The sequence below is a fragment of the Dactylosporangium sucinum genome (assembly GCF_014647515.1).
Taxonomy (GTDB): domain Bacteria; phylum Actinomycetota; class Actinomycetes; order Mycobacteriales; family Micromonosporaceae; genus Dactylosporangium; species Dactylosporangium sucinum.
Genome location: NZ_BMPI01000080.1, coordinates 22,825 through 33,236 on the forward strand (window position 1 = coordinate 22,825; position 10,412 = coordinate 33,236).

Annotated in this window: 10 protein-coding genes; 4 read left to right on the forward strand and 6 right to left on the reverse strand. The window is 74.6% G+C overall.

Annotation, left to right across the window (positions count from 1 at the left end; translation table 11 throughout):
* The first annotated feature begins 66 nt into the window (after positions 1-66).
* Positions 67-1,020, forward strand: coding sequence for a phosphotransferase family protein (locus IEZ31_RS47685; protein WP_190256756.1), 954 nt, complete (start codon positions 67-69; stop codon positions 1,018-1,020).
* On the opposite strand, the gene IEZ31_RS47690 is transcribed toward IEZ31_RS47685, so the two are convergent.
* The 4 genes from IEZ31_RS47690 to IEZ31_RS47705 all read right to left on the reverse strand — a co-directional run bounded on the left by IEZ31_RS47690 (position 1,010) and on the right by IEZ31_RS47705 (position 5,778).
* A complete protein-coding gene (locus tag IEZ31_RS47690) occupies positions 1,010-2,629 on the reverse strand; it encodes a cellulase family glycosylhydrolase (RefSeq protein WP_190256757.1) in 1,620 nt (539 codons plus the stop codon). The genes IEZ31_RS47685 and IEZ31_RS47690 overlap by 11 nt on opposite strands.
* 93 nt (positions 2,630-2,722) lie before the next feature.
* Positions 2,723-3,298: a hypothetical protein gene (locus tag IEZ31_RS47695; protein ID WP_190256758.1), complete on the reverse strand. Its 576-nt coding sequence runs from the start codon at positions 3,296-3,298 to the stop codon at positions 2,723-2,725.
* Positions 3,299-3,433: 135 nt separating this feature from the next.
* The gene (locus tag IEZ31_RS47700) at positions 3,434-4,990 is read right to left on the reverse strand and encodes a methyl-accepting chemotaxis protein (protein WP_190256759.1); all 1,557 of its coding nucleotides are present in this window, start codon (positions 4,988-4,990) and stop codon (positions 3,434-3,436) included.
* A gap of 200 nt (positions 4,991-5,190) precedes the next feature.
* Positions 5,191-5,778 (reverse strand): DNA mismatch repair protein MutL, encoded by a 588-nt coding sequence (locus tag IEZ31_RS47705; protein ID WP_190256760.1) that lies wholly within the window; start codon positions 5,776-5,778, stop codon positions 5,191-5,193.
* A 62-nt stretch (positions 5,779-5,840) separates the two neighbouring features.
* Between IEZ31_RS47705 and IEZ31_RS47710 the strand changes: the two genes are divergently transcribed.
* Together IEZ31_RS47710 and IEZ31_RS47715 are read left to right on the forward strand one after the other, a co-directional pair.
* Positions 5,841-6,548, forward strand: a complete 708-nt coding sequence (locus IEZ31_RS47710; RefSeq protein ID WP_190256761.1) for a response regulator transcription factor — start codon at positions 5,841-5,843, stop codon at positions 6,546-6,548.
* Positions 6,545-7,831 (forward strand): sensor histidine kinase, encoded by a 1,287-nt coding sequence (locus IEZ31_RS47715; protein ID WP_190256762.1) that lies wholly within the window; start codon positions 6,545-6,547, stop codon positions 7,829-7,831. The genes IEZ31_RS47710 and IEZ31_RS47715 overlap by 4 nt, the downstream gene beginning before the upstream one ends.
* Positions 7,832-7,878: 47 nt before the next feature.
* On the opposite strand, the gene IEZ31_RS47720 is transcribed toward IEZ31_RS47715, so the two are convergent.
* Positions 7,879-8,544, reverse strand: a complete 666-nt coding sequence (locus IEZ31_RS47720) for a response regulator (protein ID WP_190256763.1) — start codon at positions 8,542-8,544, stop codon at positions 7,879-7,881.
* A 52-nt stretch (positions 8,545-8,596) separates the two neighbouring features.
* A complete protein-coding gene (locus IEZ31_RS47725; RefSeq protein WP_190256764.1) occupies positions 8,597-9,718 on the reverse strand; it encodes a sensor histidine kinase in 1,122 nt (373 codons plus the stop codon).
* Positions 9,719-9,924: 206 nt separating this feature from the next.
* Between IEZ31_RS47725 and IEZ31_RS47730 the strand changes: the two genes are divergently transcribed.
* Positions 9,925-10,125 carry a DUF7489 domain-containing protein gene (locus IEZ31_RS47730; protein WP_190256765.1) on the forward strand — a complete coding sequence of 67 codons (201 nt, stop codon included), beginning with the start codon at positions 9,925-9,927 and terminating at the stop codon, positions 10,123-10,125.
* Positions 10,126-10,412: the final 287 nt, after the last annotated feature.

The window sequence follows — 10,412 nt, forward strand, 5'->3', positions numbered from 1 at the left end:
GGGGCCGCTGAGAACGGCCCCCGGTGCGGGCAGCCGGCGAAATCCACCCGGCGGTACAGTGCCCGCATGCGCCCGCCGGAGCCCGTTCAGGTGACCGAGGCGTTCGGGCTGGGGCGGCCGCGCGGGCCGCTGTCGCCCCTCGCGTTCGGCACGTCGCAGACCTGGACGCTCGACACCGGCGCCGGCCGGGTGGTCGTCAAGCACGTGCCCGCCGACGACTGGCGGGACGCGTTCGCGCGGGCGATGGCGTTCGAGCGGCGGGCGTTCGCGGCCGGCCTGCCGCTGCCGCGGCCGGTCGAGCCGGTGCTGCCGGGCCTCGGTTTCGCGGCCGAGCTGGCCGGCTCCGGGCTGATCCGGGTCTACGAGTGGCTCGACGGCCGCGCCCTGACGGCGGACGACGACGTCGCCGAGTGGCTGGGCGGCACGCTCGCCCGCCTGCACACGATCGAGCCCGCGCATCGCGCCGGGCCCGAGTGGTATCACCTGGACGACGAACCCCGCTGGCGCGCCTGGCTCGACCAGGGCGAGCGGCTCGGGCGGCCGTGGGCGGCGGCCCTCCACGAACACCTGCCGGACGTGCTGGCCGCGGCGGCGTGGGTCGAGCGCGGGTTCGCGCAGGCCGGCGACTTCGTGCTGACCCACCGCGATGTCGAGCCGTGGAACGTGCGGATGACCGCGGCCGGGCCGGTGCTGCTCGACTGGGACGGCGCCGGGCCGGACAGCGCCGGCCTGGAGCTGGCGCACGCGGCGCTGGTCTTCGCCCAGCACGCGGGCGGCGCCGCCGCGTTCCGCCGCACGCTGCGGGCGTACGGGGAGCACGGCGGCGCGGTACCGCCGCGGACGCCGGACCTGCTGGTGCGGCGGGTCGCGATCCGGCTCGGGCGGCTCGCCGGACGGCTGCAGATGTCCGTCGGCGAGCAGCCGCTCGGCCCGAACGACCGGGAGACCCTGGATCGTTCGGCGGCCGAGCGGCTGGCCGGTCTCAAGCAGTTCGTCGCCGAGGTGCGGGCTACGCGGTAGTGCAGGCGACGCCGTTGAGCTTGACGGCGGACGGGGCCGGCGACGACGGGCCGTTCGCGGTGTAGCCGATCGTCACCGACGCGTTCGGCGCCAGCGACGTGGCCCAGCTCGGGGCGGCCGCGGTGAACGTGGTGCCGGACTGGGTGACGGTGGCGTTCCAGCCGCTCTGCAGGGTCACGCCCGACGGCACGGTCCAGGTCGCCGTCCACGGGTTGCGGGCCGACGTGCCGGTGTTCTTGACCGTGACGCTGGCCTGGTAGCCGCCCTGCCACGCATTGTCGATCTTGACCGTCGCCGTGCAGGAGCCGGTCCCCGGGTTCGGCGACGACGAGGCCGACGAAGACGGGGACACCGACGCGGACGCCGACGCGGAGCCGGTCGGGCCGGTGCCGCCGCCGACGGGCGGGATGAGGTACGGCTGGAGGATCGACTGCTTCGCCTGGTTGACCGTCTTCCAGTCATCGAGGACGATGCCGCCGGTGTCGCCCGAGTTGGGGTTCCACGACCAGTAGGTGAAGTCCATGCCGGTCACGCCGCTGCCCATGTACTCCATGAGCTTGCGCAGCCACACCGCGTCCTTCGGGTCCTGCAGGGTGCTGCCGAACTCGCCGAGCAGCACCGGCGCGATGTTCTGCTTCTCGAGGTACCCCCACATCGAGTCCCAGATCGCGGGCAGGTTGTTCGGGAAGTTCGCGTCGTCGAACCACGGCTGGTGGTAGACCGAGTTCGCGTACTCGTGGGCGGAGTACACCAGCTTGTTCGGCTTCGACAGGCGCACCGGGTACTGGCCGGCCTTCGAGAGGTTGCCGCCCCACCAGCCGCACGGCTCGTCGGGGATGTTGTCCCAGGCGTTGGCGTTGCCGCCGCTGGTGCAGCTCACGCCCTCGACGACGATGAGCCAGTTCGGGTTGGCCTCGAGGATCGCGTTGCCGGCCCGCTCGGCGGCCAGCCGCCAGTCGCGGTTCACGTCGCCGCAGCCCCAGCAGGAGCCGGTGCCGTTCGGGTCGGTGCCGTCGGCGTGCGGCTCGTTGTGCAGGTCGGCGCCGATGACGGCCGGGTTGTTGGCGTACCGGCGGGCGAGCATCTGCCAGTTGCTGATCCAGGTCGACTCCGGCGTGGCGCTCACGTACCACAGCGCGCTCTGGCCGGCGGCGGTCGGCCGGTGCCGGTCGAGCAGGATGCGCATGCCCTTGGCGCCGGCGTAGTCGATGACCTTGTCGAGGATCTGCAGCGGCGACAGCCCCTGCAGGTCGGGGTTGGTGTAGCCGTCGACGCTGTTGGCCTGGGCGCCGGCCTTCAGCGCGTCGTCCGAGTAGGGGACCCGCAGCGTGTTGTACCCCAGGCTGGCCATCTGGTCGATGTGGTCCCGCCAGGGCCGGGCCCACAGGCCGTGGAACGTCTTGTTGTCGGTCTCCATGCCGAACCAGTTGATGCCCGTGAGCCGCACCTTGGTGCCGGTGGCGTCCACGAGCTGGGCCCCGCTGGCGCTGAGGTACCCGGTGCCGGTCCCCCCGACGGCGGCCACGGCCTGGCTGTTGAGGCCGATGACGGTGACGGCACCGACGACGGCCATGCTGGTGGCCGCGACGGCGGCCCAGAGTTTGCGCATGCCGCCATCAGAAGAGGCCGATGTGGTACGGGCCAGCCGGCGCCCTTTCGAAACGGTCTTTCGGCTGCTCAGGGCCGATGTGACAACCGAAAGTTACATCGCCGGCAGGGCGGCCAGCAGCTTGCCGTGCGCGTCGAGGATCCGCGCCGCGGCGGCCTTCGTCGCCGGGTCGGCGCCGGCCCTGCCCTCGGACGTGCACAGGGCGGTCGTGCCGGTGAGGTGTTCCCGCAGTACCTCGAGCGCCTTCGCGGTGCGCTGCGCCTCGGGCACGGCGCGGACGGCGGCGAGGTCCGCGTCGACGACCATGCCCGGGAGGTCGTGGCCCGCGTGGATGCTGGAGTCCTCGACCCCGCCGCCCGCGACGAGAGCGGCGCGCAGCTCGGCGAGCTCGGCCCGGTGCCCGTCGGCCGCGGCCCGGGCCGTGGCCGCCTGCGCCGGGTCGGCGGCCAGGAGGTCGAGCAGCGGCAGGGCGCTGGCGTCGAGCGAGATCATCAGCTGCAGGTAGGCGAGGTCGGTCGGGCTGAGCGAGCTGGCGACGGCCGGCGCCCCGGTCGCCGTGGCGGGCGGCGGCGGCTCCGGCGCCCGCTGGGCCCACAGGATCCCGGCGGCCACCGCCGCCAGCACGACGACCCCGACCGCGCCGAGCCGGCGCCACCGATCCCCACTCACGCCCCCGACGGTAGAGCGCTCTCTCGCCGCGCTCTATTAGCTCCGCCTTAAGATTCCGCCGGCGTTCCCGGCGTGCCTCGGGCGCGTGGCCCGGCCGCGGGCGGCGGGTTCGTCCACGCCGCCCGGAGCCGGACGCTACACGCGGAACTGGGTGGCCAGCCGTTGCAGTTCGGTGGCCATGCGGGCCACGTCGGCGGTGGCGGTCTGGGACTGGGTGACGCTGTGGTTGGTGGTCTGCGAGGCGGAGGCCACGCCGAGGATGTTGCGGGCGATCTCTCCCGAGCCTGAGGCCGCCTCGGCGATGTTGCGGCCGATCTCCTGGGTGGTGGCGGTCTGCTCCTCCACGGCGGCGGCGATGGTGGTCTGGAACTGGTCGATCCGGGCGATCACCTCACTGATCTGGGCGATGGCCGAGACGGCCTGATGCACGTCGTCCTGGATCGCCACGATCCGTTGCCCGATCTCGTCGGTGGCCTTCGCCGTCTCCTGGGCCAGGTCCTTGACCTCGTTCGCCACGACCGCGAACCCCTTGCCGGCATCGCCGGCCCGGGCGGCCTCGATGGTGGCGTTGAGCGCGAGCAGGTTGGTCTGCTCCGCGATGGAGGTGATCACCTTGATGACGTTGCCGACCTCCTGCGACGACTCGCCCAGCTTCGCCACGGTCGTCGTGGCAGCCTGTGCGGTGTCGACGGCCTGGTTGGCGACCTTCGCCGCGTCGGCGGCGTTGCGGGCGATCTCGGCGATCGAGGCGGTCATCTGTTCCGAGCTCGCGGCCACGGTCTGCACGTTGGCCGAGACCTGCTCGGCGGCGGTGGAGACCACGCCGGCCTGCCCGGACGCCTCGTCAGCGGCGCCGGCGATCTGCCTGCTGGTTGCCGACAGCTCCTCGGCGCTGGACGCCAGCGTGTGCGCCGTCTCGGTGAAGGCCTGCACGACCTGCCGGGTCCGGTCGTTGGCGCGGTCCAGCGCGTGGGCCATCCGTCCGATCTCGTCCCGGCTGCCGACCGCGGCGACCTCGGTCAGGTTCCCCTCGGCGACGGCGTCCAGGACCCGCGAGACGGTGCGCAGTGGCCGCAGGACCAGGCGGGTGACGTACCACGCCAGGGCGAGGGCGGCGAGCAGCCCGGCCCCGAGCACGAGCAGGATCAGGGTGCGAGCGGTGCGGTAGGCGTCGCGCGCGGCGGCCACGATGGCGTCGGCGTCGGCCCGCTCGGCGGCGTTGGCCGTGTCGAGCTCGGTGAACGCCTTCGTGGTGATGGGCACCGTCTGGGTGTTCAGGATGGTGGCGGCGGCGCGGAAGTCGTTGGACTCGGCCGCCGGCAGCAGCCTGGTGTCGCGGAGCTGGCGGTACTGCGCCCACAGCTCCTCGAACCGCCGGACCGCCGCCGGGTCGGCGGCCTCGCCGCGGTATCGGGTGAGGGCGTCGTCGAACTCGCCGTCGTTGCGCTGAATCTTCGACCTGACGTCACGGGTCGCCGCGTCGTCGGGAGCGATGACCGCGTCCCGGGCGAGGATCCGGGCCTGCTGCGCCAGGTCCCGCAGCCGGCCCAGGTCGGTCGTCGCGCGCAGGCTGGCGCTGGCGATCCGCTCGCCCTGGGCGTACACATTGGCCAGGCGGGTCACGGCGACGACGCCGACGGCGACGGCCGACACCGCGAGGACCGCGACGATCAACCCGATTTTGACGCCCATGCCGGCATTGGCCAGCGGCCGAGCACGGCGACCGCTCCGGACGCCGTCCGCAACACCAGTCACTTCTCGCAGCCCCCATCCCGGATCGGCCGTGGCGGCCGCTGTCTCCATATGGGCACTTGCGCCGGTCGGACGCGGGCCGATGGCGCGGGTCTGCACCCGAACTGCAACCGCGGCGGCGGCGCCGGGCCGGATCGGTCCTAGGTGCCGATGCGGGTGACCTCGCCGTGCGGGCTGCCCTGCCACCACATCGCGTCGACCAGCCAGGCCGAGCCGCCGGAGCCGGCGACGAACTGGACCACCAGGCGGGTCGGCTCGGTCTGCGCCTTCGACACCGAGTAGCCGTCGCGGGGCGTCGCGGTGACGAGCGAGACGACGCCGTCGCGGATGCGGATGACCGCGTCGCCGCCGTCCGTGCGGAACGACCTCAGGTACGTGTCGACGCCGTCGCTGCCCGTCGTCACCGTCCAGCCGTCGACGATCCGCGGCGGCGGGGCGGCGGTCGTGGGCGGCTTGGGGGTGCCGGCGCCGCTCGACGCCGGCGGGCGGGCCGAGGACGGCGGCGGCGCCGAGGCCGGGGGCCGCGACGACGTGGGCGGGGGCAGCGAGGGCTGCGGCTGGGTCATCAGGCCGCCGTGGCCGCGCTCCTCCTCCGCGTCGAGCGACACGCTGTCCGACGGGATCGCGGTGCGCAGCACCGGCCGCAGCGCCAGCGACGCCACGGCGATGCTCGCCGCGGTCGCCAGGCACCACAGCAGCACCGGTACCGCCGCCTTGCTGACCCGCATCGGGAGATGTTCTCACCCGGTGCCCTCACCCGCCGCCGACGGGCTGCACCTATCGTGTTGCCATGCCGCTGATCCTGCTCGTGGAGGACGACGTCGCCGTGTCCGGAGCGCTGTCGCGGGCGCTGACCGACGCCGGCCACGTGGTGCGACCGGTCGGCAACGCCGGTTCGGCGCTGCGGGTCATCGCGACCGACCCGCCCGACCTGGTCATCCTCGACCTGGGCCTGCCCGACATGGACGGCCTCGACGTGCTGCGGATGCTGCGCGGCATCTCCAACGCGCCGGTCATCGTGGCCACCGCCCGCCGCTCGGAGCGCGACATCATCCGGCTGCTCGACGCGGGCGCCGACGACTACGTGACGAAGCCGTTCTCCAGCGCCCAGATGTCGGCCCGGATCAACGCGGTGCTGCGCCGCGGGCAGGGCACGCCCGGCCCGGCCACGCCCCCGACCGGGGTCACCGTCGGCGCGCTGCACGTCAACCCGCAGCAGCGGTTCGCGTCGATCGACGGCCGGCCGCTGCAGCTGACGAAGAAGGAGTTCGATCTCCTGTCGTACCTCGCCCAGCGCGCGGGCCGCGTGGTGAGCCGGCGGGAGCTGCTGACCGAGGTGTGGCAGCGGCCGGACTCGTCGGGCGAGGACCAGACGATCGACGTCCACGTGTCCTGGCTGCGGCGCAAACTCGGGGAGAGCGCGACGGCCCCGCGGTACGTGCGGACCTTCCGCGGCGTCGGGGTCATGCTCGTCGACCCGGAACGGCCGCCGGCATGAGAAGCGCGCTGATGCGCCTGTCGTTCGCGATCACGTCGATGATCGCGCTGGCGTTCCTGGTCCCGCTCGGCTACGTGACGAAGCAGATCGCGCACGACCGGGCGCTCGCCGAGGCGCGGTACCAGGCCGACGCGATGGTCGCCGCGCTCGCGTCCGTGTCGGGCAACGGGTCGGGCGCGCTGGACCGCGCCGTGGCCACGGTGCCGGCGGGGCAGTCGGGGCGGCTGGCGGTACACCTGATGGGAGAACCGACGGTCGGCACCTCGCACGCGTCGGCCCAGGACGTGCAGCTCGCCGGCCTGCAGGGGCGCTCGGCGACGGTCGAGGCGCCGGGCGGCCTGGCCTACCTGCAGACCGTCGTGCTCGACGGCGACCGCACGGCGGTGGTCGAGGTGTACGTGTCCGACGGGGACCTGAGCCGCGGGGTCGGCGCCGCCTGGCTCGCGCTCGCCGGTCTCGCGGTCGTGCTCGTCGCCGGCTCCACCCTGGTCGCCGACCGGCTCGGCGCGCAGATCGTCCGGGCGACCCGGCGGCTGGCCGAGGGCGCCCGCGCGTTCGGCGACGGCGACCTGCACGCGCGGGTCGAGCCGGAAGGCCCGCCCGAGCTGCGCGACGCGGCCCGGTCGTTCAACCGCATGGCCGACCAGATGGTCGCGTTCGCCGACGCCGAGCGCGAGCTGGCCGCCGACCTGTCGCACCGGCTGCGCACCCCGCTCACCGCCCTGCGCCTGGACGCCGACGCGATGCCGCCCGGCCCGATCGGCGAGCGGATGCGGCAGGCGTTCGACGCCCTCGACGGCGAGATCGAGCAGATCATCACGGCCGCGCGGCGCTCGGCCGCCGACCGGGTCCCCGAGACCACCGACCTGGTCGAGGTCGTGGCCGACCGGCTGGCATTCTGGTCGGTGCTCGCCGAGGACCAGCGCCGCCCGTGGCGGGTCGTCGGCGGCCAGGAGCCGGTGTTCGTGCCGGTCGGCGAGTCCGACCTGGTGTCGGCGGTCGACTGCATGCTCGGCAACGTCTTCCAGCACACGCCGGAGGGCACCGGCTTCGAGGTCCAGGTCTCGCCCCGCGGCCTGGTCGTCGACGACGCCGGCCCGGGCATCCGCGACCCCGCGCGGGCGCAGCGCCGGGGCGCTTCCGGGGCCGGCTCGACCGGCCTGGGCCTGGACATCGTGCGCCGGGTGGCCGAGACCGCGGGCGGCCGCCTGGTGATCGACCGCAGCCCGCTGCGGGGCGCGCGGGTGGCGATCCTGCTGGAGCCGGTCCGCGGCCGCCGCTGACCGACGTCGGGACCACGTGACGTCCGAGTCGAGCGCGGCGGAGAACATCAGGACGAGGGCCGGGGCCGGACCAGGCCGAGGTCGTAGGCGAGCACGACGGCCTGGACCCGGTCGCGGACGCCGAGCTTCCGCAGGATCGACGACACGTGGGTCTTGACCGTCGCCTCGGTCACGACCAGCCGCTCGGCGATCTCGGCGTTGGCGCCGCCGCGGGCCAGCAGCATCAGCACCTCCCGCTCCCGCTCGGTGAGCTGCTCCAGCGCGCCGGACGCGGCCGGCGGCGTCACGTCGGTGGCCGCGAACCGGTCCAGCAGCCGCCGGGTCGCGCTCGGCGCGAGCAGGGCGTCGCCGCGGGCCACGACCCGGATCGCCTCGACGAGGCCGGCCGGGCGAACGTCCTTGAGCAGGAACCCGCTGGCGCCGGCCCGCAGCGCCGCGTAGAGCGCCTCGTCGAGGTCGTACGTCGTGAGCATGATGACCCGCGGCGCGCCGGGCCGCCCGGTCAGCCGCGCGGTGGCTTCGACGCCGTCGAGGCCGGGCATCCGCACGTCCATGAGGACCACGTCGGGCCGGGCCTGCTCGACCAGCCGGATCGCATGCGCGCCGTCGGAGGCCTCGCCGACCACCTCGAGGTCGTCGCGGGTCTCGAGGATCATCCGGAAGCCGGAGCGCACGAGCGCCTGGTCGTCGGCGATCAACACCCTGATCGTCATGCCGTCGCCTCCGCTCGGCTCCGCCGGCCGGGCCGGATGGCTCGCGTCCCGCTCATCGGGCCCGCTCCCTCGTCGGCAGCCACGCCGCCACCTCGAACCCGCCGCCGGGCGCCGGCCCGGCCCGCAGCGTGCCGCCGAGCAGCGTGGCCCGCTCCCGCATGCCGGGGATGCCCTGCCCGGCGCCGGCGCCGGAGCCGCCACGGCCGTCGTCGCGCACCTCGACGTACACCTCGGAGGGCCCGCTGCGGATCATCACCTCGGCCCTGCCCGCGCCGGCGTGCCGCAGCGCGTTGGTGAGGGCCTCCTGGACGATCCGGTACGCCGACAGCTGCACGGCCAGCGGCACGTCCGCGGCGCCGTCGTCCTCCCGGCGGACGATCACGGGCAGCCCGGCGGCGCTCACCGTCCCGGCGAGCCGCTCGACGTCGCCGAGGCCCGGCTGCGGCGGCGCCTGCGTCCCGGCGTCGCCCTCGGCCCGCACCGTGCGCAGGAACCAGCGCAGCTCGGCGAGGGCCTGTCGCCCGGCCTGTTCGGTGCGGCGCAGCGCCTCGCGGGCCCGCGCCGGGTCGGCGTCGAACACGTCGTCGGCGGCGGCGGCCTGCACCACCATGACCGACACGGTGTGGGAGAGCACGTCGTGCAGCTCGCGCGCGATCCGGGCCCGCTCCTCGAGCACGGCCTGCCGCCGCTCGGCGAGCCGGCGCGCGCCGCGGGCCCGCACCAGCGCGCCCCAGCTCCAGGCGAGCACGACGCCGCCGAGCCACAGCCCGGCCGTCGCCCAGCGCTCGCGCGCGACGGCCGGCCCGCAGGCGGCGAGCGCCGCGAGCCCCAGCCCCCAGAGCGTCTCGGCGGCGGGCCGCAGCCACGCGTAGGTGCACAGCACGACGAACGCGAGGCCGGGCCCCAGGCCCGGGTACAGCACCTGTAGTCCGGCGGCGGCCGCGAGCACGACGGCGGTCCCGAGCCGGGGCCGGACCCCGAGCCACCAGAAGCCGGCGGCCTGGGCGAGCACGAGCAGCGCCGCCACGGCCCGCCCGGCGGCGCCGGCCACGACGAGCGGCGCGGGCGTGAGCAGCGGCGCGGGCGTGAGCAGCGGCGCCGACACGACCACGGCCCCCACGGCGGCGGCGATCCGCCACCGCCGCGAGAAGCGAGCCGTGTAGCCGTCCCCCATGCCGCCGTACCCTACCCGCGCAGTCCCGCGATCGCGTCCCCGTCACTACGCAGCGTGATGACGGCCACCGTCGGCGCGGCTCGGGTCGCAGCGGTCCGCGGACAACCTCGGGCTGGGGCGCCCCCGGCCCTCATCCCAAAGTCGCAGGCGTAAGACCCGTCTCGCGCCCGACGTGCCCGATCCTGCGGGGTTCCTACGGTTGGCACATGAACAAGGACGCTTGGAGCGGGACCGTCGCTAAGAAGTCGCGCGCGCTGCTCGACGGCTCCAACCTCTACCGACGCCTGGAGATCCGGCTCGACGACGGAACGCACGTCGACGTCAAGGTGGATCGGGACCTGTGGAACCAGCTCGAGGTGGGCGACCGACTCGTGCAAGAGGAAGGCGAAAAGCCACGCCGTGGCTGATCGGCGCGGCGTGGACCAGGGCGCTGTATGAGCTGACGAACCGGGAACGCGCGGGAACTGGGATCGCGCGGGAACCGGAAACGCCCGGGACTCGGAACGCCCGAGACTCGGAACGCCCGGGAACCAGGAACGCGCGGGACTCGGAACGCGCGGGACTCGGAACGCCCAGGAACCGGAACGCCCGGGAACCAGGAACGCGCGGGACTCGGAACGCCCAGGAACCGGAACGCCCAGGAACCGGAACGCCCAGGAACCGGAACGCCCAGGAACCGGAACGCGCGGGAACC

Coding starts and splice junctions, on each gene's coding strand:
- IEZ31_RS47715 (WP_190256762.1), top strand. CDS start 6,545: ATGAGAAGCGCGCTGATGCGCCTGTCGTTCGCGATCACGTCGATGATC.
- IEZ31_RS47705 (WP_190256760.1), bottom strand. CDS start 5,778: ATGCGGGTCAGCAAGGCGGCGGTACCGGTGCTGCTGTGGTGCCTGGCG.
- IEZ31_RS47685 (WP_190256756.1), top strand. CDS start 67: ATGCGCCCGCCGGAGCCCGTTCAGGTGACCGAGGCGTTCGGGCTGGGG.
- IEZ31_RS47720 (WP_190256763.1), bottom strand. CDS start 8,544: ATGACGATCAGGGTGTTGATCGCCGACGACCAGGCGCTCGTGCGCTCC.
- IEZ31_RS47730 (WP_190256765.1), top strand. CDS start 9,925: ATGAACAAGGACGCTTGGAGCGGGACCGTCGCTAAGAAGTCGCGCGCG.
- IEZ31_RS47725 (WP_190256764.1), bottom strand. CDS start 9,718: ATGGGGGACGGCTACACGGCTCGCTTCTCGCGGCGGTGGCGGATCGCC.
- IEZ31_RS47690 (WP_190256757.1), bottom strand. CDS start 2,629: ATGCGCAAACTCTGGGCCGCCGTCGCGGCCACCAGCATGGCCGTCGTC.
- IEZ31_RS47700 (WP_190256759.1), bottom strand. CDS start 4,990: ATGGGCGTCAAAATCGGGTTGATCGTCGCGGTCCTCGCGGTGTCGGCC.
- IEZ31_RS47710 (WP_190256761.1), top strand. CDS start 5,841: ATGCCGCTGATCCTGCTCGTGGAGGACGACGTCGCCGTGTCCGGAGCG.